A 24,606-nucleotide genomic window follows, 5' to 3' on the forward strand; every position below is an offset into this window, starting at 1 on the left:
CCTGAATCTGAGACAACATCTGGCAAGGCTGGGACGGAAGTCACTGTCGTTCTCAAAATCGGGGGAGCTGCATGACAAGGTCATCGGACATTATCTGAACATAAAACACTATCAGTAAGTTGGAGTCATTACCTATTTCTGGTCATAGATTTCCAGTACCTGTCCGATGAGCTTTTTATCATTTCCCTGGCGCAGTTGCTCTTCCACTGCTGCTTTTTCAAGCAGATCCTGTGCCAGTAATTCAAATTCAGACATATTACCTCCAGTGGGTCTTATGGGTGAAACTCTATCACTCATATGACCCAGAGGGGAAGAATTAATCTGGATATTTAAACAGTGTCATGTCTGAGCGCCTGATGAACACTCAATTACCTGGTCTCAGGCAAGACTTCGCAGAAGGCAACCAGACACAGTGAAAATTAAGCTGTGGCCATACTTTTCCAGCTATGCGAATTATTCCTAATTATGCTTCATCAATTGATTTACTCACGACGCAACACATTAACCTAGTTAAGATGTTTCTGACCCTCACAGGGAGATAACATCCTTTTCTCCCTTGCCCCGTCCCCCCTGGGGTTGTAATCCGTTTAAAACCCGCTGCGGCGGGTTCTTTTTGAAAAGTAAAAAAAGACGATGCCGTGAAGCATCGTCAAAACGGATTTGCCATCAATGTGTATCCCTGGTGAAGGATTTGAACACTATCGGCGCCACGATCTGAAACATTAACAGGTCTGACCGGTTGAGGTGTTTTGTCTTCCGTTATTCAGTCCGGGCCCGCTGGCGCCACACCCACGTCATATCCAGCAGATCGTTCACCTGTACGCCCCTGCGCCGCCAGTGCGAATACCATCGCCGGTATGTGTGAACAGACTGGCTGGCCAGCGCCGTTTCGGCCTCACAGATGAGCTTTTCCTGCGCCTCAGCTATGTACATCAGCGCCCGGGGCGTTCGTTCTGTCGCTGCAGGAGCGGACCGCCCGATGATGTCAGTCAGGCTCTGCAACATGCGCACCGGAGGACATGCCCTGCTCTTTGTTTGTGCCATCCCTGCCGGTGCTGACACCTCTGCAGGGCCTGAAGCGACGTTGTGCAGCCTGCAAATGCTGTGACGATGCGCATAAAAACGTGGCGCCGCTGCCGGCATCATCATGACTGTGTTCATGCGCGCCCTCCCTTTCGGCCCAGTACCGCCACGATTTCCGCGGGCGTAATGCCTGCTGACACCATCTCTTCAGTACGCGTCAGCAGCCGGCCGATGGTTCCCGGCTCAAACTGTTCGGTGTTCAGAACGTACAGCCCGGTATGATCGGGATTTATCCAGACAAGCCCGTGCCAGAACGGCGATTCGCTGCCCGGGCTCAGGATGTCGAGCGTGACGAGCGGATTTTTGCGGTGCGTCAGGCGCAGGTGAACCGGGAACACCCCGCCCCACTCTCCCCGGCATTCGCAGTCGGTAAGCCAGACTTTGCTGAGCTGCAGGGCGTTCAGGACGGTTCCGCACAGCCGCCGGCGAAACTCCTCGCCGCGCGCGCTGTAGGCCTCAAAGTCGCCCGGCGTGAAGGCCTTAAGACGTTGCAGTGTCACGCTCTCATCGCGCGTCAGTTCGCTGCCGCAGCAGCTGCGGTAACCCCCGCGCCGGCGGCCGTAATACGTGGAAGACTTGCTGTTGCGAATTTTTTCTTTAGACTGAGTCGCTGACATATCGGATTCCTCATAATTTGATTGTCATGCCCTGCGCGGAGTGGCTGCTCCGCCAGGGCACTCTCCCGGCCATACCGGCCGCCTTTCTGCTTCGTTACCTGTTGTTTTCACCGCTGTCGCAGCCTCGCGTGAGCAAAGCCGCGTAATCGCTAGAACGGAATGTCGTCATCAAAATCTGCCGGCGGATAGTTGCCCTGCGGCGGTGCCTGCGGTTCCGGCTGAGCCGCACCGCGCCCGCCCTTGCCGCCCTTGCCGCCCTTGCCACCTTTGCCACCGTTACCTGACGCTGCTGGCGGCTGCTGAGGCTGACCGCTCTGCTGGCCGCTGAACTGCTGTCCGGTCTGTGCGCCTGTGTTGCCCCCACGTCCGCCCAGCATCTGCATGGTGCCGCCAACGTTCACCACCACTTCGGTCGTATAGCGGTCCTGACCGCCCTGGTCCTGCCACTTCCGCGTGCGCAGCTGGCCCTCGATGTAAACCTGCGAACCCTTCCGCAGGTACTCCCCCGCCACCTCAGCGAGCTTTCCGAACAGCACCACGCGGTGCCACTCCGTTACCTCTTTGCTCTCGCCGGTCTGTTTGTCGCGCCAGCTTTCCGACGTGGCCAGCGTGATGTTTGCGACCGCGCCGCCGTTTGGCATGTAGCGCACCTCCGGGTCCTGTCCCAGATTGCCGACCAGAATGACCTTGTTGACGCCCCGTGAAGCCATGTTCGTTCTCCTCATGCAGTTGTTTTTTAAACCACGTCACCCATTGAGTTTCGGGAGCCGCGGTGTTGACGTTTTGTGGAAATCGGCTGGTTTTTTCCTCCGGTATTCACTTCACCCGTTTGAGATCCTTCGCCGCGAGGGCGTAAACCAGCGCGGGTGACGGCAGGCGTCCGGGGCGACGGGGACATTTATTTCCGGTCTGACGCAGTGGCCGGAAAAAAATTTCCCCGGCGTTCATTTCACCCTGGACGACCACGGCGCCTGTGCTTGTCTCAGCCCCGGCGAAAGGACTTAAACCGGTGAAGCCCGGCGGAAAAGCACAGCACGATGCAGCGGCAACGGCGGCTGAGCGGCAGCGAAACGGCGTTGCGCCTCAGAGCGACGGCGGATTCAGGCCGTCGCGGTTCGCGCCAGCCCACGGGCTGGCTGCAGCCCCTGCCCTGCCGTGTATGTGTCTGGTCCGGGTTTTATGCGGTACTGCCGGCAGCAGTTCAGCCGGCAGCCTCCCGGCGCACGCGCGCCGGGCAGATACAGATGAGAATGAGAAAGGCAGGTTGAAAGGGTTTCAAGACATACTCCTTATGCGACAGCTCCCTGAAAATGAACAGTAATCATACACAGCAGGCTTCGCTTAAAAACCCTGCAATGGTCTTTTCAGACGACCGCCAGCACGCTTTGCCTTCAGCCCTCAGACCCCAGCCGGCAGGCCCGGAACGCGTCGCGCGGTCCGGTGAAGCTTACCGGCTCTGCCGGTTAGCTGAATGGGGCTGACGACCCGATCAGGGGAGCCGAAGGGGGCCCTTATCCACATCTTTCCTGCACATTCCGCGCGTAAAGCTGTGGATAAACATCTGCAGCCCTTTACCGATGGTGCATGCAAACAAACGGTTAATTTGTGAGCTGCCGTTTCGCAGTAAATCTATATAAATCAATAGCTGTATTTTCTTCCCGACGATGAGGATCAAGCGACTTCTTGCGCGTAGCAGGAAGCCAGCTAATAATACTGTAAATACATACAGCGCTTTAACAGGGATTTTAGCTATGTTTAACGCCTTTGAGTTGATGCACCCGGCGGACAATCCGCCGCCCAGCTTCAGGCCCCTTTTCCTGGAACGTGTGCCCTGCGGGTTTCCCTCCCCGTGTCAGGACTACGCTGAACAGGAGCTTGATTTAAACGAACATCTTATAGCCCACCGGGCAAGCACCTTTTTCCTGCGTGCGCAGGGCAACAGCATGCAGGACATCGGCCTCTATGACGGCGACCTGCTTATCGTCGATCGCTCCCTGACGCCAGCGCATAACGATGTGGTTATCGCTGAGCTTTACGGTGAATTTACGGTAAAGCGCCTTTTACTGACGCCGAATGGCCCCGTTCTGCAGCCGATGAACCCTAGTTATCCCGTCATCATTCCCGATCCGGATACGCTGGTCATTTTCGGCGTCGTGGCGCATTTCGTGCACACGCCTCGCCGGAGAAACTGACATGTTCGGCCTGATTGACGTAAACAGCTTTTACGCCAGCGCCGAGAAGGTCTTCCGGCCTGATTTGAGAAATGCCCCTGTGGTTATCCTGTCCAATAACGATGGCTGTGTCATTGCGCGCAGCAAGGAAGCCAAAAAGTACGTAAAAATGGGCGATCCGTGGTTCAAGATAAAGAATCAGCACTTCCCGGAAAAAATACACGTATTTTCAAGCAACTATGCGCTGTAGTAAGTTAAGTGGAATGCAACATTGAGTGAGTAAACTTTGAGCAGCAAAACTGCTGTCAGGGGTAAACACAATGCTGATTTCACCGAATGAACACAGCCTGTTGCTGGTTGAGCGCTGGCTGAAACTGTTATCCGATCTGGGCCGGGCGCAGGCTACGCTCACCGCCTACCGCAATGCCCTTCGCCATTATTTTGCGTTCTGCAGCCAGAACAGCATTGAACCTGAAAAAGCCCGGTTTGAAGATCTGGCCGCCTACATCAGCCCTCAGTTACCCGGTATGCCCTCTCCCGTGGCCAGCGCCACGCTCCAGCTGCGCCTGTCGGCGATCCGCCTCTGGTATGACTTTCTGATGTATCAGGATCTCTGTCTGGTGAATCCGCTGCCCCGCTCCGGCACGCCTGGCATGCTGAGTTCCGGCAGAGGGCTGGTTCCCCGCGTCGTAAAGCTGCCACGGATCCCTGACGATGCGCAGTGGCAGGCTTTTCTTTTTCATGCTGCCTCATCCCCGCTTCGTGACCGCCTGATGCTGGCATTAACCTATTACGGTGCGCTGCGGCGATCTGAAATTACCTCCTTGCGTGTCGACGACCTCGACTTTGCGCACCGGCTTATCCGTATCCGGGCAGAAACCACCAAGAGCCGGCGTGAACGCATCGTCTGCTACAGCCCGGCCGTGGCGCCCGTGCTGGCGGCCCATCTTATGCAGATGAAGCGGGAAGGGATCGCCAGAGGTGCCCTGTTCCGTTCTGAGTCCGATCGTAACCATGGCGCGCCGCTTTCCTTCTGGACCTGGAGCAAAACGGTACGGAACTGGGCGCTGGTTTCTGGGCTGCCGGACATTTCAACACATACCTTCCGGCACCTTCGCCTCACGCATCTGGCCCGCGCAGGCTGGAAGCTGCACGAGTTGGCGACCTATGCGGGACACCGCGATCCAGGTACTACCCAGATTTACATCCACCTGTCGGGCCGGGATCTCGCCGCCAGGATGGCGGGCGCGATAGAAACGGCAGATATCAGAATGGCGAACCTCATTTTCAGCCAGGAGAGTTAACATGAGCACAAGCACACCGACCGGAATCAGCTGGCGTGCCTTCAGCATTGATGAATACCGGCTTGAGCCGTCACTGACTCCCGATGAACGGACGGCGCTGGCCAGCTCTCACAGCCGGTCCGGCATGTTACGTATGAATCCCGTACCTGATTTTATCAGGCCGCTGAAAGATATTGCCGCCGCAAGCGGATGCAGCAGCAAAATCGTCGGCCTGGTGATAGCGAGACTGCTGCGCGAAATGCAGTTATCCGGCGTTCCCTGCTGGTGCTGGCCACGGGAAAGCTGGCAGACGCTCTGCCGGGAAGTCAGGGAGGGTCGTCCCTTGATGGCCGCTTTTGCCTGGCACCTGGGAGGTCTGCATGACACGCTCAGCCTCCCTGATATCCGGAAACCCGCCCTCTATGCCTGCGCCATCTTCGGTCAGGCTTTTTATTATCAGGAGCTGCACCGGCTGACCGATACGCTGACGTCACTGGGTTATGCCGCGGGAAGCCAGAAACAGCACACATCCGGCGTACTGGCAATCCTGATGATAATGAACAGGGATCCCCGGCTTGAGACGTTTACGACCGAACTGCTCTGGCAGGCACAGAACAGCATCGATAACGCTACATCCCGTTACGTCGGCCGGGTCTCACACGGGCTTGCCGCGCTGGGCATCATCAGCGCCCCGGTGAGGATGCGAAACTACACGAAGTGGTATGAAAAGCCGGTCGAAGGAATCGATCCCGCCTGGGTGTATTGGTGCCGACGCTGGCGGGAAACGTCAGTGCTGCGACCGCGTACCCGGGAAAGCCAGTACAGCTTTATTCTGCGCTGCGGCCTCTGGCTGGCAAGGGAGCATCCGCAGGTGCGGGAACCGGCAGACTGGACGATGGAAATCTGCGCCAGCTTTATTGCGGCGGTGGGCCGGATGAACGTGGATGAGCTTCAGCTGGGCACGGAAAGAGGCACCCGCAAATCGATGCGATCCGGCGAACCCATGATGCCCCACTCCCGCGCGGGTGTGATCTACTCGCTTCGCCGTTTCATGATCGACTATGAAAACTGGGGCTGGGGCCGGCTTCGCTTCAGCCCTGCCCGTCATCTTTCCACACCGGACACGCCCCTGTTCCGTCGCGGCGTCAATCCACGGGTTATCGACGATCCGGTCTGGCTGAAGCTCATCTGGGCCAGCCTGAATCTGCGCCAGGAAGACCTGCTCACTGAAATCCATTATCCGCTGGCCATGCTGCAGGCGATGGCCGTTATCTGGACCCATGCGGGGCTGCGGAAGAACGAGTTGCTCCGCCTGACAACTGGCTGCATAGCGTCGCAGGCAGATGAAATAGTAAAAGATGACGGGAGCGTCATTCCTGCCGGGACCCTGTGCTACCTGCATATCCCCGCCGGGAAGACTTCAAAAGCCTATGTTAAACCCGTGGCGGCCGTGGTGAAAAAATATGTCGACATCTGGCTGGCCGAGCGCCCGACAGAACAGGCCATGCTGTCTGATGAGCGGACCGGTGAGAAAGTCCGGCTTCTGTTTCAATACCGGGGGAAGCCCGCGGGCAGCGCAATTATGAACCGCACGCTGATACCGATGCTGTGTGCAAGAGCCGGCGTCCCCACAGAAGACAGCGGTGGCACAATTACCAGTCACCGCGGGCGGGCCTCCGCAGTGACCGCGCTGGCGAGCGTACCGCAGGGGATGTCGCTGTATGAACTGATGCAGTGGACCGGGCACTCAACGCCACAGTCAACCATGCATTATCTCCGCATCCGCCCGACTCAGCTGGCAGCCTCATTTGTCAAAGCAGACAGGGTCGCACATATGATAAGCGTACTGATTGACCACGATCCGGAAGCCGCCAGCCTGACCGGCCCCGCGACCTACTATGATTTGGGCGATTCCTACTGCACAAATCCGTTCTGAAGTAGCTGTCAGCACCGGATGGCCTGCATCGGCTGTGATTTTAACCTGCTCAAAGACAGCGCGCGGGCTGATACTGGAAAGTAAAGCCTCAGTAAAACGCTACCTTGAAGAAGTCCCTCTCACCGTCGATGAAAAAGCGATTGTAGAGAATGATGCCGAAAAAATAGATCAGGCCCTTAAAAGACTGGCCGTTAAGCCTGGAGGGTGATCCGGGCTGCAACAGGCCAGACGCGGTGATGGCTGACTTGCCTGTGCCTGAATCGGAGCGGAGCGGAGCGGAGCAGGCCAGATTTCCAATTCAGTAAAAATAGCTCCAGAGTGAGTCACATGCCTTTTATCGAATATGTTTTTAGACTATGCTCTTTCAACTAACCCTGGAGCATCCTGGATCAGGAATCAACATGTTATCTCTGACGCCACTACAACTGTTCAAAAACCTTTCGGATGAAACCCGCCTGACGCTGGTGCTGTTGCTGAAAGAGAAGGGAGAGCTTTGCGTGTGTGAACTCACCGGCGCACTGAAACTTCCACAGCCAAAAATTTCCCGTCACCTCGCAATGTTGCGTTCCAGTGGATTACTCAGCGATCGACGCGACGGCAAGTGGATCCACTATCGGCTCTCCCCACACATGCCTGCCTGGGCGGCCTCAGTCATTGAACAGGCATGGCTGAGTCAGCGTGACGAAATCCAAGACCTGGCGGGTCATTCACGGCTCGATCATGCAACCACTAACGGCAGGGCTGTCTGCCTGTAAAAAATTTTAGCCATACATATTCGTTTATCCGAATATATCTGGCGTTAGCTAATTAAAAAGGAGGCAGCATGCTGCTGGCAGGCGCAATTTTTATACTCACCCTGTTGTTCGTCATCTGGCAGCCGCGCGGGCTCAGCATCGGATGGAGCGCGGTGGCCGGAGCCGCGCTGGCGTTGATGACGGGCGTGGTACATATGGGGGATATTCCCGTGGTCTGGCAGATAGTCTGGAACGCCACGGCCACGTTCATTGCGGTGATCATTATCAGCCTGCTGCTGGATGAGTCAGGATTTTTTGAGTGGGCAGCACTGCACGTAGCGCGCTGGGGTGGCGGCAGAGGAAAGCTGCTGTTCACGTATATCGTGCTGCTAGGCGCGGCGGTGGCAGCGCTGTTTGCGAATGATGGTGCGGCGCTGATACTGACGCCGATAGTGATTGCCATGCTACTGGCGCTCGGATTCAGCCGGGGTGCGACGCTGGCGTTCGTTATGGCGGCGGGTTTTATCGCAGATACGTCCAGCCTGCCGCTTATCGTGTCCAACCTGGTCAATATTGTTTCGGCGGACTTTTTCCATCTGGGATTCAGTGATTACGCGTCTGTTATGGTACCGGTCAACGTTGCTTCAGTGCTGGCGACGCTCATTATGCTGCACCTGTTCTTCCGTAAGGAAATCCCGGCAAAGTATGACGAGGCGAAGCTCAAAGCGCCACGTGACGCCATCCGCGATATCAGCACGTTTCGTACCGGATGGGTGGTGCTTATTTTGCTGCTGGCTGGCTTCTTTGCGCTGGAACCGCTCGGTGTGCCGGTGAGCCTGGTCGCGGCTGTTGGCGCACTGATCCTCTGGCTGGTCGCGCGGCGCGGCCACGTGATTGATACCCGCAAGGTGCTGCGCAATGCGCCCTGGCAGATAGTGGTGTTTTCACTGGGCATGTACCTGGTGGTCTATGGGCTGCGTAATGCAGGTCTGACGGAGTATCTGACCACGCTGCTCAACGATTTCTCCGCTTCGGGCGTCTGGGGGGCGGCGATGGGAACCGGGTATCTCACGGCCCTCCTCTCATCCGTCATGAACAACATGCCCACGGTGCTGATTGGCGCGCTTTCCATTGATGCCAGTTCGGCACAGGGTATCGTGCGTGAGGCCATGATCTACGCCAACATTATCGGCTGCGATCTTGGGCCAAAAATCACGCCAATTGGCAGCCTGGCAACGCTGCTGTGGCTGCACGTGCTGTCACAGAAAAACATCCGTATCAGCTGGGGTTACTACTTCCGGGGCGGCATCGTTATGACGCTGCCGGTGCTGACCGTTACGCTTGCCGCGCTCGCGCTGCGGCTGTCGATCTGACGATAATCCGGGGCGGCGCATACGGCCCCCCTTACACGAGGTTTTAACATGTTTGACATTACCATTTATCACAATCCCGCCTGCGGCACTTCGCGTAATACGCTGGCGCTGATCCGCAACAGCGGTGCAGAACCCGTCGTGATCCATTACCTGGAAACCCCGCCTACACGCGAAACGCTCGAGGCGCTGATTGAAGCGATGGGTACCGGCGTACGGGCGCTGCTGCGTAAAAATACTGCCCCGTATGAACAGCTGGGCATCGCCAGCGACAGTTTCTCTGATGAACAGCTGCTGGACGCCATGCTGGCTCACCCGATCCTGATTAATCGCCCGATAGTGGTCACGCCGCTGGGAACGAAGCTTTGCCGCCCTTCAGAGGTAGTACTGGACATCCTCCCAGACCCGCAGCAGGGCCCGTTCACAAAAGAGGATGGTGAAGTGATAATCGATACGTCGGGCGGTCGTGTGATTAAATGACAGACCCTGTCGTCTTCCATGACAAAGTTCAGTTTCAACTGAAGCTGTCATCCTCATGTAAAATGGCTGAACAGACTCCCCGTTAAACCAGATGCAGCCATCGCCAGGCTGCTCCAGAAACTCACACGGATCACACTGCGAAAAACAGGCGCCCCACCCGCTTTCGCCGACAGGGCTCCCAGTAATACAAGTGAAAGCATTGCTGTCATGACAATACGCATAATGCCCACTGGTTCAGTAAGAAGTATGACGGAACTCAGTGGCAAAAGCGCGCCGGCCATAAAACTTCCCGCAGAAAACAGTGCCGCCGTTAAAGGTCTGGCGGTGCTGAATTCAGTTATTCCAAGTTCATCGCGGGCATGAGCATTGAGCGCATCGTGTTTCATTAATGCCATCGCTACCTGCCGGGCAAGATCCGGATTGAGGCCCCGGTGAACATAAATGGCCGCGAGTTCGTGCATTTCACCTGTGAAGTTTTGATCCAGTTCCCTCTGCTCCTCAGCAAGCGCAGCCCTTTCGGTATCGGCCTGGGACGAAACTGAAACATACTCACCTGTAGCCATTGACATCGCACCGGCCACAACACCTGCAATACCAGCCAGTAAAACACTATCGTGGCTGCCACCGCCCGCGACGACGCCAGTCAGAATGCTGGCGGTCGATACAATACCGTCGTTAGCCCCCATAACAGCAGCACGGAGAGCACTTGAACGGGAAATCTTATGAGATTCATCATGGCCCATAACTGGCTCTTCATAAAGGATTACACTGACAGTAATTCAACACTTTATCTTTATTTCTCAGTAACGTTAATGATCTGATATGCAATGATAAAAAGTCAGGTTAACAACTAGAATACTTGAATTAATCCTCCCAACTGAGAAGCATATGTAGCAGTCCCATGGCTCCGTGTGCGTAAAAATAAATTTCAATAAACGTTGTCAGAAATTTGTGCCAGTGGAGATAGTATCTGGCCGTCTCGGCAGGCAATCCCAGTAGACTATTGGCCATGAACCACATGCCGCCAGAGACAGCAACCAGAAGCAGAGAGATAACACCAAGACCCTGTATTGTCGCAGCGATCCCCCCTTTGGCGGCTTCAGGCAGTTTCAACCGGGCCAGTTGTAACAGATCGGTTTTAATACCACTTAAATCTAAAGTCACCCAGGCAAAGTACCATCTGAAACCTCGTTGCGTCAGCATCCATACCAGCAGAGTTACACCGAAAAAATTAATAAAAAACCAGAAATGATATGGAACCAGGTGACCATTGAGACAAAGCTGTGCTCACTCAGCGCCTCACGCTCAGTCAGGTTAGAGTTAACTATCTGAGACAGAATCAGCAGGGCTACAGTAATGTGAAGAGCCCGAAAAAAGGGCGCATAGTCATGCGGGAGTAATGCCAAAATTTTGTTTTTCATGATTTCACCATGAGCAAAGGAATTAAGGCTATTTTTTTCCTTCAAGATTAAAACAACCTTAGCTCATTCATAATTTCATATAAAACAAGATGATAATGATTTCCATTATTACTTAATGCGCCGTTCAAGAAATTATCCGTTGGTATCAATATTAAATATCTGGTTTGACACTTCTGCATTATATCGTACAAGCGCCCTTGTCTTTCCCCTTCTAACCCTCTGTACGCTCACTACACCAGATAAGCATGTTAATGCTGCATTAGAACGTCATATCACACACAGTCATACAGCTAAGTTACGCTAGAATTTCCATTCCACATAAACCACTCAATGAGCACGCGTGTAATGTCCTGCATCGAGGAGATGGTGCCGCGTCTGGAGGTGTATTCGGTTGACGAAGGGTTCTGTGACTGCACGGGTATGGAAATGGCTATGCCGTACGAGGACTTTGGTCGCATGATCCGGTCGCACGTCAGGGCCTGCACAGGCCTGACCGTCGGCGTCGGACTTGGTCCAACGAAGACCCTGGCGAAGTCGGCACAGTGGGCCGGAAAGGAATGGCCCCAGTTTGGCGGGGTGCTGGCGCTCACGCCGGGGAATCCGAGGCGGACCGAAACGCTGCTGTCGCGACAGCCCGTGGGTGAACTCTGGGGAGTGGGGTCCCGGCTTGAAAAACGCCTGCAGCTGCTCGGCGTGACAACGGCGCTCGATCTGGCACGCACCTCCCCCTCTTTCATTCGCAAGAATTTCGGTGTGGTACTGGAGCGAACGGTACGCGAGCTTAACGGCGAATCCTGCATCCCGATGGAGGATGCACCCCCGCCCAAACAGCAGATTGTCGTGAGCCGCAGCTTCGGCGAGCGCATCACGGAATATGACGCGATGCGACAGTCCGTCTGCGCGTATGCTGAACGCGTGGCGGAAAAGCTTCGTGAGGATCGGCAGTTCTGCCACCACATCTCCGTTTTTATCCGCACCTCGCCTTTCGACACCGGGTATCCAGGTTACGGCAACACGGCGTTCGTGAAGCTGCGCGTGGGTACGCAAGACACGCGTAACATTATCGAGGTTGCAGTAAAGTCCATGGACGCCATCTGGCGCCCGGATTTTCGTTATGCTAAAGCTGGCATCATGCTGAGTGAACTCAAGCCGAACGGCGTGGCGCAGCTGAACCTTTTTGATGATGAGGTGCAGCGTGCCGGCAGTGAGGCCCTGATGAGTCTGTTGGATACAATGAACAAGTCTGGGCGTTACAGTATTGGCTTTGCAGGTAAAGGCATCGATCCTGACTGGAAAATGAAGCGCGAGATGCTTAGTAAGGCGTGGACAACAAACTGGAAAGAATTGCCTGTCGCTAAAGTGCGCTGACCTGGATATTCACAGGTCATCTGTAAACAGCAACCTTTCAAACTCATTTGCGTTTATGAGTTTTTACTCATTTGAGTGAAAGAGTAAACTCAGGAAAAGATGATCTGTTGGTACTAAACTTTGCTTACTCATAAACTCATATGAGTAAATACTTGCAGGAAAAAATTTTCTTTTGTACTAAGTCGTACTTGGGTTTAACCAGCTCAAAAGGTCACAGAAACTGAGCAGACCGTTCCGGTAAGAAAAAAGTCAGAACACATTGCCTCATTTGAGTAAATGAGTATTTCCACGTCCTGTTTACTCTTTTACACTTTTACTCAATACAAGACTATGTACTTGTAGCAAGTATTCCCAGTACCGCCGAGTTCAGACAAGGATTACTCCAAGACTCACTTTCATCTTTACACAATTACTCATATGAGTTTTTATGTTAATGAGTAAAACTTACGTTTGGTTGCAGTGGTCATGATTGTTAAGAGTATAAATAACCATGACCCTACGAAACACACATTCACTCAAATAAGTAATCACTCATTTTCACGTAGCCATTCGTCAACCAGTTCATTAATAACATCAGTGATGCTGGTTCCACGCTTAGCACAAGCAACCTTGAAGCGGGCATGCTTATTTTCGCTGAAATTCACGTTCACGCGTTTCTGCTTCTCTGACGGAGCCTTCACCTCAGGAGCCTGAACAATTTTCTCCAAATCACGATGCGCGCCGAACGTCATCATTGATGACGAATGTTTTTTCTCAAGTGCCATAAATCCTCCTCAAATGAGTATATGGGTTTTTACTCAAAAACTGACAATATTTCTTTAGTCAGGATTTGGATTTCTCCCTGAGCAGCTCTGTCAGTGGTATTAAACACACTTTCTCCTTCAAGAACCGATCTTACATAGCTCTGGCGCTGAGTGATTGAGGTTTTAAACGCTTTGATTCCCGTCTGAGCAATACTGCTCTTTAAAACACTGAGCATTGTCGCCTGTTCAATCTTTCGGGTGATCAGGAATCGAGCTTCGACAGGGCGGTTATATGCCTGAGCCTCAAGGACGGTCACCACAGAACCTGCCGCTGAGAAATCGAGCGGACTGGGTGTCACAGGAATAATGATGAGATCACTCACCATCACGGCTGCAGAAGTGATGACAGAGAGCGAGCCTGCACCATCAATTATAACGTAGTCATAATCGCCGAGTTCTTTACGAACCTGATAGACATCCTTTTCAGATGAGGCGGTATAAACATCAAATCCGGCCTTACCGGCGCTGTTCCAGTTTGTAAGACTCATTTGTGGGTCAGTATCAACCACCGCGACTTTTTTACCACTGCTGGCAATGGAGGAACTGACGTTAATTGTTGCAGTGGTTTTGCCAGAGCCACCTTTAGGATTCAGAAACGAAATGATCTTCATGCTTAAAGTCTCATTTACTCATTTGAGTGATAGTGTAAAAGAGTAAACCATAAATGAGTAAAAAAGTAAAAATTCAAAAACACATAAATTCATATACTCAAACGAGTAAAAACACATATCCTTAACTCTTTGTTTTTAATGAACGTGGAATTGAGTGCTGTTTACAATAAAGCCAAGAATTCGTCATTACCAAGGCAGGGGAGGGGGGCGAAATCCTGTCTAAGCCACTTCACTTCTGAATTTGTTAACCTCAATCATCTGAATTTTCATGTATGAATAACGATGAGCTTGTCCACATTTATACTGTTTGTGCTTGCCGCTTTTATGCTGATTAAAACCTGAGTAAAACGAGATCCGGACGTCTGGACGGAAAAAGAGGCGTGGCGAGGAGCAGCTCTCTTCATCAGCAACATGAGCGTAATGATGGTAGCGTTAAAACTCACGAAGAAGTAAAAGAAGAGAATACAGCCGAACGTCAGTTGGCCACATTCAGATGTAACGAGTTTCGCAAGCGCCCGCTGATGAACAAAAGAGAATTTTCAGTTTACTGCAGGCTGGCGACATTATTAATGTCAGTGGTCTGGATACAGGCTCTTGTCAGAAAAGGTCTGTTTCATACAGCCGTTTTACTACCGTGGTATCATATTTAGTGTCATTTTTAAGAGTCAGCACGGATGAAGAAAAAAAGCGGTACTCCTACGCCCCATGACGCCACTTTCAGGCAGTTTCTCACGCAGCCCGACATTGCCCGGGACTTTATGGAGCTACATCTCCCGGCAGAGCTGCGCGCGCTCTGCGACCTCAGCACCCTGAAGCTGGAGTCCGGCTCCTTCGTCGAGGATGACCTGCGGCAGTATTTCAGCGACGTCCTTTACAGCCTGAAGACCACCGCCGGGGACGGTTACGTACATGTACTCATCGAGCACCAGTCTTCCCCGGACCGGCATATGGCCTTTCGCCTGCTGCGCTACGCCGTGGCTGCCATGCAGCGCCACCTCGAGGCCGGTCATAAGAAGCTGCCGCTGGTGATACCCGTGCTGTTCTATAGCGGAAAACGCAGCCCGTATCCGTATTCTACCCGCTGGCTGGATGAGTTCGACAACCCGGAAGTGGCGGAAAGGCTGTATGGAAGCGCCTTTCCCCTGACAGACATCACCGTCATTCCGGACGATGACATCATGAACCATCGCAGCATGGCGGCGCTCACCCTGCTGCAGAAGCACATTCACCAGCGCGACATGGCCACGCTGACCGACCGGCTGGCCACGCTGCTGATGGCGAACTATCTTTCTTCACCCCAGGTAACGGCGCTGATACACTATTTACTGCAGGCGGGAGAGTCGGCCGATTCCGAAGCCTTTGTACGAGAGCTGGCACAGCGTGTGCCGCAACATGGAGACGCACTCATGACCATCGCACAGCAGCTGGAACAAAAAGGCATTGAGAAAGGGCGCATGGAAGGGCGCATGGAAGGTCGTAATGAAGGAGAGCGTGAAGCGACCCTGAAAATCGCGCGTACAATGCTGCAGAACGGCCTCGACCGTGACACCATTATGAAAATGACTGGCCTTTCTGCTGACGATCTGACTCAAATCCGGCATTAATCTGTTCAGCCGCCTCCTGGTGAAGTGGTTTACTGAATTTGGCCACCTGAACAGAGGTGATATGCTCACCTCAGAACATTACAGGTGCCTCAATGAAAAAAAGAAATTTCAGCGCAGAGTTTAAACGCGAATCCGCTCAGTTGGTCCTTGATCAGAACTACACCGTTGCAGCTGCGGCCAGTGCTATGGATGTGGGTCCTTCTACCATGACGCGATGGGTAAAGCAGTTGCGGGATGAACGACAGGGCAAAATACCTAAAGCCTCCCCTATAACCCCAGAACAGATTGAAATACGTGAGCTGAAGAAAAAGCTACAACGCATTGAAATGGAAAACGATATATTAAAAAAGGCTACCGCGCTCTTGATGTCGGACTCCCTGAACAGTTCTCGATAATCGGGAAACTCAGGGCGCGTTATCCTGTGACCACTCTCTGCCACGTGTTCGGGGTTCACCGCAGTAGCTACAGATACTGGAAAAACCGTCCTGAAAAACCAGACGGCAGACGGGCTGTATTACGCAGTCAGGTACTTGAGCTACATGGCATCAGCCACGGTTCGGCCGGAGCAAGAAGCATCGCCACAATGGCAACCCAGAGAGGCTACCAGATGGGGCGCTGGCTTGCTGGCAGGCTCATGAAAGAGCTGGGGCTGGTCAGTTGCCAGCAGCCGACTCACCGGTATAAGCGTGGCGGTCATGAGCACGTAGCTATCCCGAATCATCTTGAGCGACAGTTCGCTGTAACAGAGCCAAACCAGGTGTGGTGCGGTGATGTGACCTATATCTGGACAGGTAAGCGCTGGGCGTACCTCGCCGTTGTTCTCGACCTGTTCGCAAGAAAACCAGTGGGCTGGGCAATGTCGTTCTCACCGAACAGCAGACTCACCATTAAAGCGCTGGAAATGGCATGGGAAACGCGCGGCAAGCCCGCCGGAGTAATGTTCCACAGCGATCAGGGCAGTCATTATACAAGCAGACAGTTCCGGCAGTTACTGTGGCGTTGCCAAATCAGGCAGAGTATGAGCCGACGTGGAAACTGTTGGGACAACAGCCCGATGGAACGCTTCTTCCGGAGTCTGAAAAACGAGTGGGTGCCAGTGACAGGTTATATAAACTTTAGCGAAGCTGCTCATGCGATCACGGACTATATCGTCGGGTATTACAGCTCGCTAAGGCCGCATGGGTATAACGGTGGGTTACCCCCAAACGAATCGGAAAACCGATACTGGAAAAACTCTAACTCGGTGGCCAGTTTTTGTTGACCACTTCATTCGTTTAGCGGCACCCTGGGTTTAACTAAGACTACAGGTGACCGGCAGTTGTAATTATCCACTTATCCACCGCTTAGATCATTGATTTTAAGATCATTATAAGATCAATATGAGATCATAAAAGATCACAAAGCTAGCAAGCCTTTGATATAAAATGCAAAAACATCACTTCGGGTATCTACTTTCATGAAGACAGTATCCACTTTCATGAGATTAGTATTTACTTTCATGGGAAAGGTATCTATTTTCATGTATAAAGGGTATTTACTTTCATGGAGCAGGATCTTTTCTTGATCCAGAGTGCAGGGTTTATGGAAAAGAAAAATGAAATCATAGATATAAGTCATCCATTCGCGATCGTTAAAAAAGATTCAGACACAGTTTATCTACTGGAACCTAACAGCCATAAAACTGTTCAGCCAGTTGCCTTGCTCAGGCTCAGCGTCTTTACGCCTGTGGCCCCAAAGGAAAAAGGCAAGCGCGACTTCATGATCGATGCGTCTGATGAGCTTTCCAGTCTTGAGGTAGCACGGCGTGAGGGTTACACAGATATAAAGATCCAGGGTGCTAAGCTCAGCATGTCTACGGATTTTAAAACGTGGCTGGGTATCATAATGGCCTTCTCTACCTACGGTTACAGTAGTGAAACCATAAAGTTACCCTTTACTGAATTTGCAAAAATGTGCGGTATCAAATCAGCCGATCTCAATGCCCGCTCTCGTAAACGCCTTCACGACTCCCTTTTTAGCATTTCCAGCGTCACGCTCGCATTCAGTAGTAAAGACGGCAAGAAATCGATGTTTTCGCATCTGGTACAACGTGCTGTTCTTAACATGAATACAGATACCGTTGAAATTACGGCTGACAGTAATCTGTGGGAGCTGTACCGATACGATCACAAGGTGCTACTTGGTCTCAAAGCCTTGTCTGAGCTATCCCGTAAAGAAGCGGCGCAGTCGCTCTACATTTACTTTGAGAGTATGCCTGCCGGCACGCTTTATATCTCTATGAAACGCCTGCGTGAAAGACTGGCTATGGGTTCGCCGGTAAAGCTGCAAAACTCCATCATACGCCGTGCTATGGCTGATCTGCAGAGAATTGGCTACATCGATTTTATTGAACTGAAGAAGGGCAGAGAAATTCAGTTTGTGATTAACAGCCGTTCTCCAAAGCTTCAGGTGCTTACCAGCTAACGTGAAGGCTCAAATAAAGTATTTACTAACATGGACGTAGCCATAAGGTATGCACTTGCATGAATGCTCCTGAAGAAGGTATCCACTTTCATGTAAAGGTGTATAGAGAGTATCTATTTTCATACAGACGAGCACGGAAAGGTATCTACTTTCATGCTGACAATCATTCTTCAAAGGCTTTTACATGAAAGTGCATACCCAACAAGACTTCTGCCCATGAAAGTAGATACCCTGACAAAGCTTCCTCATGATAGTGGATACCCTGATTCATCATTTACTGTCCTCAGAATCCTTTCTGCATGTAAGCAGATACTTTTCATGAAAGTAGATACCCTTTCCATGAAAGTAGATACATTGAAGGTTCTAGGTTAACCGACTATAAATTAAGCATAATTTTTGGAGCATCCCTGCTTCAGGTATTTAACTTCGCATCAAGCGAGAAATAAAAATACAACTCACCATCTTTTAACAAGCTGTGCCATCGGCTCTTTTAGCGTTGTACCCCCGGCAGGGAAGGATTGGGGGAGGTAGGGTATCTGTACGAAAATCTAAAATAACCCAATCGAAATAAACGACAATATAGCCACCGCCGCAACATAACAGACAAGTATCAACGCGCTGCCTGACCAGCTGCTCAACGCTGTGCCTATCAGTAGTGCCGTGCCGCCGAACAAGGCAGTGCCAGTGTTATAGGCCATCGCACCGGCGGAGGCGCGCATCTCTGCCGGGAACATATCGACCAGACTTATTGTCATGCCGCTGGTTACCATGGAAACGATCTTAACGAACACAACAGCTGCGACAATCGTGTTGTTCAGTATTCCATGTTCAGCCTACATAAAGGCGAAGAACATCGACGGGTTTACTGCAGGCGAAAGAATCGGCTGAATCTGAAGTTTTTGTTGGCGAACTGGCACAGCGTGTGCCACAACACAGAGACGTACTCATGGCCATCGCATAGCAGTTCAAGCAGAAGGGCATTGAGAAAGGACGCATGCAAGGACACTAGGAGGAATATCTGGTTCGTCACTGATCTCCTTTTCCATCCGTTCAAAACCTGGCCGTTATTCCCCGCCTGACAAACAGCACTATGGCGTTCAGAATTTGAGGCTGCGGATGAAACTGTCTTCCACCATGCTGCTCCTGCGGATACCAGCGATAATGCCATTCTGCCGCTTCTCTTGCAGCGCGCTAAACATGTTCAGGGTCACTTATCAGGAAACCAGCATATGGAATAGACCTTATTGCTGTATCGTGTTGCAAGGACTTCGCGGCAGCGTGCTTGGAAGGCAAGTTTGAGTTCTGAACGGGTCATAAATTATTCTTCAGGAAGGTAATACAAAAAGTGCAGTGTGCAACTTTTTGTCGGTACCGATTCTGGGGAATTTGTACTTGAGTCAGATAGCCCTTACTTACTTTATTGGATAAATTTTTACGGAGGCAGCGCTGCAGGCTGCCTCAGCCTGTCTGAAAATCCGAAAAAACCGGGGAGCCAAGCATGAGCAGCTGGCTAGCCTTTCCAAGATCCATGGACAACCGCACCCTGAGCTAGCGGATGACGTCCAGCGCTAATATCCATGTATACCATTTGGTAGACTTCGCGTCCTTGTGGCCCATCTGAGTATGGGTCACCTTTGCGGCACCTAGCGCTGCACTAGATGCATCACAAAAGAGTCCAGAAAGTTCTTAGGCGTGAACGGCAGGATGGAAAACATCACACCGGTACGCGCCACGGCTTGGCTTATGTATCTGTAGACAGTGTCTTCGTTCTTTATATCCCACGCGCGCGCGTCGGCGCAAACCACTTCCTGAGCCGCTGTACAAATCCCCAATCGGTGAGCAGTACCACCTAATGTGGGTTGTCGCGGATTTCCGCCTCAGCCTGCTGCTCGTCTTTATATCAGGCGTCTGTGTTACACGTTAATCGCATCGCAAATAAATGGGTAACATTACGCAGTTGGGCTTTGACTGTATGATCTTGACCCGCCATTTCCGGACAGCTTTTGTATCTTAAGTTAACGATGCCCGCTGCCGCCGGTATTCTCTCGGAGAGTGATATCCCAGCGCACTATGCAGGTGATTTTCATTGTAATGCGTGAACGCCGCTGCAAGGTTTCGCAGGGCTGTTCTCACATCCGGTTTCGGCATGAACGCGATATAGTCTTCCTTCATCGTCTTCACGAACCGTTCGGCCATGCCATTGCTCTGCGGGCTGCTCACCGCTGTTGTACATGGCTCCAGATTCAGCTCTTTGGCGAACCTCCGCGTTTCATGCGCGGTATATGCTGAACCGTTGTCCGTCAGCCACTGCACCGCTGTGTCGGGCAGCCTGTCGCCGAAGCGCTTTTCCACCGACCTCAGCATCACATCCTGCACGGTCGAACTGTCATAGCCTCCCGTGCTTGCTGCCCAGTCTATGGCCTCACGGTCGCAGCAGTCCAGCGCGAACGTTACCCGCAGTTTTTCGCCGTTGTCGCAGCCGAACTCGAAGCCATCTGAACACCAGCGCATATCGCTTTCTGCCACCGCTATCTTGCCCTTATGTTCACGCTTCGGTCGCTCTGGTTTGTGATGCAACAACAACAGGTTATGCTCGCTCATTATCCTGTAAAGCCGTTTGGCATTCACAGGTGGCTGTCCCTCTGTGCGACGTTGCTTGCGCAGGATGCCCCACACGCGTCGATAACCATAACTCGGCATATCGCTGATAATGTTGAGGATAGCCGACAGTATTTCTGCGTCTGCTTCTTCATTACGCCGGTTACAGCGCCTGTCCTGCCAGTCGGCAGAACGGTTAATCCGCAGTGACAGTTGCGCACGCGACACGCCCATGGTCCGGCTGACCATGGCTATTCCCCGTCCTTTGGCAACAAGGGCGCGTGCGCTATCCATTTTCGCGACTGACCGTACTCCACGGTTTCTTTCAGGATCTCAACTTCCATCGTCTTCTTGCCCAGAAGGCGCTGAAGCTCCCGGACCTGCTTCAGAGCAGCAGTAAGCTCAGAAGCAGGAACGACTTCCTCTCCAGCCGCAACGGCGGTGAGGCTGCCTTCCTGATATTGCTTCTTCCACTTAAACAGCAGGCTGGGCTGGATACCATGCAGGCGGGCGACATGGGAGACATTCATACCCGGCTCCATCGTCTGCTGGATAATGGCGATCTTCTCCTGAGGAGTTTTACGTTTACGGACTTCTTGCCCTAACAGGATCCCGGTCATCTCAAAATTGGTGTTAGTGTTAGACATATATTCAAGCCTATCTCTTATCTGGAGATACAGCTACTGTCTGGTGTTTCAGGGGGCTACATCAGAGGTCTGCTGCCTCATCGTGATGATAAAGTGAAAAAATCTCAGAAAATGGACGGAAAGTTAATGAAGATTTCAATTCCTTACAGGAAGATTACTCAGATCGCCCCAGATAATTTGAGATGGCAGCAGACGTTGTCACAATAAAATCCTTTTGCTAAGGCTGGTGGAATAATGTCGTTTTTTCTGTAAGGAAATTTTCTTAACTTTAGCCATTTCCTGCCTTAAGAATTGCTCCAGCGTCTCTTTCAGCATATGGGCTGCGTCACTACTTGCATCTCTTACCGGTGGCCGGACTGGCTGGATCGTATCAATGTATCGGGTCTTATAAGATCCATGCCGTGCAAAGGTTGCTCGTCAGATAATGCGGCGTGTAAAGGCTTCTTCGGGCGGGTACACAAATGAAATGTACTACCGAAGGAACTGTTCGAGCACAGCGCTGGAATATTTTATGTGCCGCCTGGACAAGTGCATACGCTGGTATAACGAGAGTCGAATCAAAATAATCATTAGGTGCAATGAGTTCGGTGAAGTACCGGCAGCATCTGGGGATCACAACATAACAGTCCAGGAAAACATCCGCATCTCCCAGGCGGACATTACTAGTTGAATATCAATGGTATACATGACTACTCAAAATCATTATTATGTTAAATAGCATATCCGCATATGCCCCGGACCGCACCTCGCCCGTAGCTACCGTCTTGAACGTCAAGCGGTAGCTACGTAGCTTCATCACACTATTTCTATTGCTGCCCTGCCCAAATCACTATCACTTTATCGTCGCCCTTTTCACGTACGAAACCGTAACCACCAGGAAGAGATAAGGTTGTTTGTCTTCCCATCCCGATAGCAGGATGGCGTGCACGAAACCGGCCGATTCTCTGCCAATGAGTAACGTTACTCGCAGCTTTCCCGCTGATATCCTGCCAGTTCATATCCGAACGCGTACCCTGTATTGGATCGGATCCGGTGGGACCGAATTGCCGCGACGATTCATCACCATAGAAAATTTGTACGGTACCCGGCGCAAGCAGCAATAGTTCTGCCGCTGTGCTGCCGCCTTCGCGGAACAGGCGGGTATCATGGGATGAGAGATAGCTCATCACATTAAAGCGTTGTAGCTTATCAGCCATCTGTTGCCAGGTGAGGTCGATATTCGCCATACAGTTGGCAGCTTTCGCCACCTCATCCTGATAATCGAAGTTGATCATCGCATCAAAACCGTGGCGGTAATACTCGCTCTCCATCACCCCATGGCCCCAGGATTCGCCAGTCATCCAGAATGGTGCATTATCGAGTGTTTTATCAGGATGGGCCTTTTTCCACTCTGCCAGCGCTGCGCTGGCTTGCGTTTTCAATTGCTGCCAGGCGTCCTGTTCAACATGTTTGGCGGTATCCACACGGAAGCCGTCGATACCGTAATCACGTACCCATTGACTCAGCCAGTGGGTCAGGTAGTCACGTGGTGTATAGCCAGGGATCTCTTTTGCTGCCGTGTCCGGTTTGAGGTGATAGAAGTTAGGCAGGCCTGAGGCTACCTTCGATTCGGTTTTCAGGTCTGGCAGGAAAGCCAGCGACATCGTCAGATCGTCATAACCGGGACTGTCATAGTCGCCAATATCGGTTCGGATCCACTTTTTACCCCACCATTTCTCCCAGCCTGCTTTATCGCTGAAGTTGATATAGTCGTTGAAACTGTGCCAGGTCTGGCCCTTACCTGGTATCCAGTCAGTCCAGAGCTCACCGAGTGTCTTTTTCAGTTCATCGCCTTTCAGATACAGGGCTCCAAACTGAAATTCCTGCATATCAGCAAGGGTGGCATATCCGGTATGATTCATCACCACATCGAACAAAATGCGGATCCCGCGTTTATGGGCCTCGTCTACCAGATGACGCAGATCGTCTTCGGTACCCATGTTAGCATCCAGCTTCGTCCAGTCCTGTGTGTAGTAGCCGTGATAGGCGTAGTGCGGGAAGTCTCCTTTGGTACCACCACCGATCCAGCCGTGAATTTGTTCCAGCGGCGAACTTAACCATAAGGCATTAACACCAAGCTGTTGCAGATAATCCAGTTTGCTGCTTAACCCCTGCAAGTCACCCCCGTGGAAGGTGGCTATTTCCTGCATACCATCCTTGTGACGGCCATAGCTATTATCATTGGCCGGGTTACCGTTAGCGAAGCGATCAGTCAGTACAAAATAGACGGTGGCATTGTGCCAGTTGAAGGGAGCGTCAGCGTCTGTGCTGGCCCGTTCGAGCAGCAATAAACCGTTGCTGCCGGGAGCAGGCTGCAGCGTGACTTTGCCGCCACTGACAGTAACGATGTTGCCGCTGTAAAAGTCACGCACCTTGCTACCTTCGGCGAAAGTTTTACTGACATCAATAGTCAGAGGTTTACCATCCCACTTAGGACACTGGCGTACAGATACCGCAGCAGAGCTGCTTGCTTTTTCTTCCAGCGAAATCATCATCGTCGGAGTGCCGGAACGGGTATCGATCACCAGGTTATACAGGCCATCCCGGTAAATGCGCCACTGTGGTGGCGGGCTGTGGCAGGGTTCCATCGAAAGCATCTGGTTGAGCCTGATTGGCCCTGTAGGTTGCCAGCATTGCTGATCAACATTAAGTTGCAGTGGACGGGTACCCTTTTCAATTACTTTTTGGCTGATAAAGCGACCAGGGCCTTCTTCGGTAAAGGCAGGGAAATCAGCGGTGGTCCAGGCGGCAAAGACCATCCCGGGGACCAACAACGACGCAAACACAGCGAGTTTCATTACGGGATCCTTCCTGTGTGGTTTTTTTAAGTGTGCCTCTCCGCTGGTCCTATGAACTCCTCCCGGGTGCAGTTTTCCTGGGAGGATGAAAAGGGGTGAGTAATAGTGATCAAAAACAAGCAAGCAGGATTACGCTCTGGGAAATATATACGTAAGCGTCATCTCAGTACCGTCTGTTGAAATTTCCGGTGATTGACGATGATAGAGTCCTCTTATAAACGTTAATGGACTCTATCAATGTCAGATTCTCTTCGTCCCCGCAGGGTTCGTGCGTCTTACTCCATGGACTTTAAACTGGAACTTGTCGAAAAATCTTATCAGCCTGGAGCCTGCATGGCCCAACTGGCCAGAGAGCACGGGATTAATGACAATCTGTTGTTTACATGGCGCCAGCGCTACAGCCACCTTTTGCCCGATGAAATACAACGTTCAGTCAGTAAACCTGATGCTGTCGGTGATGCTGCCAACTTACTGATTTAGTGTATGATGGTGTTTTTGAGGTGCTCCAGTGGCTTCTGTTTCTATCAGCTGTCCCTCCTGTTCAGCTACTGACGGGGTGGTGCGTAACGGCAAAAGCACC

At 52.1% G+C, this 24,606-nt stretch carries 20 protein-coding genes and 6 pseudogenes; 16 read left to right on the forward strand and 10 right to left on the reverse strand.

The window, feature by feature from the left end; translation table 11 throughout:
* On the forward strand, positions 1-118 hold a 118-nt coding region (locus Q9R34_RS21040; RefSeq protein ID WP_485896326.1), incomplete at its 5' end, for an IS1 family transposase.
* Positions 119-132: 14 nt separating this feature from the next.
* Here Q9R34_RS21040 and Q9R34_RS21045 read toward each other — a convergent pair.
* From Q9R34_RS21045 to Q9R34_RS21060, 4 genes are all read right to left on the reverse strand, one after another.
* Positions 133-255 carry a hypothetical protein gene (locus tag Q9R34_RS21045; RefSeq protein ID WP_485896340.1) on the reverse strand — a complete coding sequence of 41 codons (123 nt, stop codon included), beginning with the start codon at positions 253-255 and terminating at the stop codon, positions 133-135.
* Positions 256-759: 504 nt separating this feature from the next.
* Positions 760-1,161 carry a hypothetical protein gene (locus Q9R34_RS21050; protein WP_485896308.1) on the reverse strand — a complete coding sequence of 134 codons (402 nt, stop codon included), beginning with the start codon at positions 1,159-1,161 and terminating at the stop codon, positions 760-762.
* On the reverse strand, positions 1,158-1,700 hold the full coding sequence (locus tag Q9R34_RS21055; RefSeq protein ID WP_485896310.1) for a conjugation system SOS inhibitor PsiB family protein: 543 nt from the start codon (positions 1,698-1,700) through the stop codon (positions 1,158-1,160). The genes Q9R34_RS21050 and Q9R34_RS21055 overlap by 4 nt, the downstream gene beginning before the upstream one ends.
* A 149-nt stretch (positions 1,701-1,849) precedes the next feature.
* The gene (locus Q9R34_RS21060; RefSeq protein WP_485896312.1) at positions 1,850-2,410 is read right to left on the reverse strand and encodes a single-stranded DNA-binding protein; all 561 of its coding nucleotides are present in this window, start codon (positions 2,408-2,410) and stop codon (positions 1,850-1,852) included.
* Between the two features lie 1,041 nt (positions 2,411-3,451).
* Here Q9R34_RS21060 and umuD point away from each other — a divergent pair.
* The 7 genes and pseudogenes from umuD to arsC all read left to right on the forward strand — a co-directional run bounded on the left by umuD (position 3,452) and on the right by arsC (position 9,674).
* Positions 3,452-3,892, forward strand: a complete 441-nt coding sequence (umuD, locus tag Q9R34_RS21065) for a translesion error-prone DNA polymerase V autoproteolytic subunit (protein ID WP_485896314.1) — start codon at positions 3,452-3,454, stop codon at positions 3,890-3,892.
* A 1-nt stretch (position 3,893) separates the two neighbouring features.
* Positions 3,894-4,118, forward strand: a pseudogene (locus tag Q9R34_RS21070) (Y-family DNA polymerase); the annotation flags it as partial.
* A gap of 73 nt (positions 4,119-4,191) precedes the next feature.
* A complete protein-coding gene (locus tag Q9R34_RS21075; protein WP_485896316.1) occupies positions 4,192-5,175 on the forward strand; it encodes a tyrosine-type recombinase/integrase in 984 nt (327 codons plus the stop codon).
* Position 5,176: 1 nt separating this feature from the next.
* Positions 5,177-7,298 (forward strand): annotated as a pseudogene (locus tag Q9R34_RS21080) (tyrosine-type recombinase/integrase).
* Positions 7,299-7,491: 193 nt separating this feature from the next.
* Positions 7,492-7,845 (forward strand): metalloregulator ArsR/SmtB family transcription factor, encoded by a 354-nt coding sequence (locus Q9R34_RS21085; RefSeq protein WP_120458371.1) that lies wholly within the window; start codon positions 7,492-7,494, stop codon positions 7,843-7,845.
* A gap of 68 nt (positions 7,846-7,913) precedes the next feature.
* Positions 7,914-9,197 carry an arsenic transporter gene (locus Q9R34_RS21090; RefSeq protein ID WP_485896318.1) on the forward strand — a complete coding sequence of 428 codons (1,284 nt, stop codon included), beginning with the start codon at positions 7,914-7,916 and terminating at the stop codon, positions 9,195-9,197.
* 48 nt (positions 9,198-9,245) lie between these two features.
* Positions 9,246-9,674 carry an arsenate reductase (glutaredoxin) gene (gene arsC / locus Q9R34_RS21095; RefSeq protein ID WP_485896320.1) on the forward strand — a complete coding sequence of 143 codons (429 nt, stop codon included), beginning with the start codon at positions 9,246-9,248 and terminating at the stop codon, positions 9,672-9,674.
* Positions 9,675-9,727: 53 nt separating this feature from the next.
* On the opposite strand, the gene Q9R34_RS21100 is transcribed toward arsC, so the two are convergent.
* Positions 9,728-10,417, reverse strand: coding sequence for a VIT1/CCC1 transporter family protein (locus Q9R34_RS21100; RefSeq protein WP_485896322.1), 690 nt, complete (start codon positions 10,415-10,417; stop codon positions 9,728-9,730).
* Between the two features lie 121 nt (positions 10,418-10,538).
* Positions 10,539-11,095: pseudogene (locus Q9R34_RS21105) on the reverse strand (cytochrome b/b6 domain-containing protein).
* Positions 11,096-11,407: 312 nt separating this feature from the next.
* Between Q9R34_RS21105 and umuC the strand changes: the two are divergent.
* Positions 11,408-12,463: pseudogene (gene umuC, locus Q9R34_RS21110) on the forward strand (translesion error-prone DNA polymerase V subunit UmuC); the annotation flags it as partial.
* Positions 12,464-12,990: 527 nt separating this feature from the next.
* Here umuC and Q9R34_RS21115 read toward each other — a convergent pair.
* Both Q9R34_RS21115 and Q9R34_RS21120 read right to left on the reverse strand, forming a co-directional pair.
* Positions 12,991-13,227: a plasmid partition protein ParG gene (locus Q9R34_RS21115; protein WP_048785464.1), complete on the reverse strand. Its 237-nt coding sequence runs from the start codon at positions 13,225-13,227 to the stop codon at positions 12,991-12,993.
* A gap of 29 nt (positions 13,228-13,256) precedes the next feature.
* Positions 13,257-13,877 carry a ParA family protein gene (locus Q9R34_RS21120; protein ID WP_048785467.1) on the reverse strand — a complete coding sequence of 207 codons (621 nt, stop codon included), beginning with the start codon at positions 13,875-13,877 and terminating at the stop codon, positions 13,257-13,259.
* 674 nt (positions 13,878-14,551) lie between these two features.
* Here Q9R34_RS21120 and Q9R34_RS21125 point away from each other — a divergent pair.
* The 4 genes and pseudogenes from Q9R34_RS21125 to Q9R34_RS21140 all read left to right on the forward strand — a co-directional run.
* Positions 14,552-15,481: an Rpn family recombination-promoting nuclease/putative transposase gene (locus Q9R34_RS21125; protein WP_084886533.1), complete on the forward strand. Its 930-nt coding sequence runs from the start codon at positions 14,552-14,554 to the stop codon at positions 15,479-15,481.
* Positions 15,482-15,573: 92 nt separating this feature from the next.
* A protein-coding gene (locus Q9R34_RS21130) for an IS3 family transposase (RefSeq protein ID WP_130835314.1) occupies positions 15,574-16,742 on the forward strand; the annotation gives its coding sequence in 2 pieces (ribosomal slippage) (positions 15,574-15,823 and positions 15,823-16,742; 1,170 coding nt in all).
* A 320-nt stretch (positions 16,743-17,062) separates the two neighbouring features.
* Entirely contained in the window at positions 17,063-17,944 is an 882-nt protein-coding gene (locus Q9R34_RS21135; protein ID WP_312839346.1) for a RepB family plasmid replication initiator protein, read from the forward strand.
* An 862-nt stretch (positions 17,945-18,806) separates the two neighbouring features.
* Positions 18,807-18,902: pseudogene (locus tag Q9R34_RS21140) on the forward strand (ISNCY family transposase); the annotation flags it as partial.
* Positions 18,903-19,954: 1,052 nt separating this feature from the next.
* Here the strand turns inward: Q9R34_RS21140 and Q9R34_RS21145 are convergent.
* Positions 19,955-21,162, reverse strand: a protein-coding gene (locus Q9R34_RS21145; protein ID WP_143807696.1) for an IS3 family transposase whose coding sequence is annotated in 2 segments (ribosomal slippage) — positions 19,955-20,841 and positions 20,841-21,162 — 1,209 coding nt in all. Because the reading frame shifts where the segments join, the coding sequence is not laid out codon by codon here.
* Between the two features lie 369 nt (positions 21,163-21,531).
* Here Q9R34_RS21145 and Q9R34_RS21150 point away from each other — a divergent pair.
* Positions 21,532-21,812: pseudogene (locus Q9R34_RS21150) on the forward strand (IS3 family transposase); the annotation flags it as partial.
* Between the two features lie 183 nt (positions 21,813-21,995).
* Here Q9R34_RS21150 and Q9R34_RS21155 read toward each other — a convergent pair.
* Positions 21,996-24,026 (reverse strand): alpha-amylase, encoded by a 2,031-nt coding sequence (locus Q9R34_RS21155; protein WP_048785050.1) that lies wholly within the window; start codon positions 24,024-24,026, stop codon positions 21,996-21,998.
* 237 nt (positions 24,027-24,263) lie between these two features.
* Between Q9R34_RS21155 and Q9R34_RS21160 the strand changes: the two genes are divergently transcribed.
* Positions 24,264-24,506: a transposase gene (locus Q9R34_RS21160; RefSeq protein WP_082170591.1), complete on the forward strand. Its 243-nt coding sequence runs from the start codon at positions 24,264-24,266 to the stop codon at positions 24,504-24,506.
* Between the two features lie 28 nt (positions 24,507-24,534).
* Positions 24,535-24,606, forward strand: a 72-nt coding sequence (locus tag Q9R34_RS21165; protein ID WP_001568368.1) for an IS1 family transposase, incomplete at its 3' end; no start/stop codon positions are given.

Source organism: Enterobacter sp. BRE11, assembly GCF_031844285.1.
GTDB lineage: Bacteria > Pseudomonadota > Gammaproteobacteria > Enterobacterales > Enterobacteriaceae > Pantoea.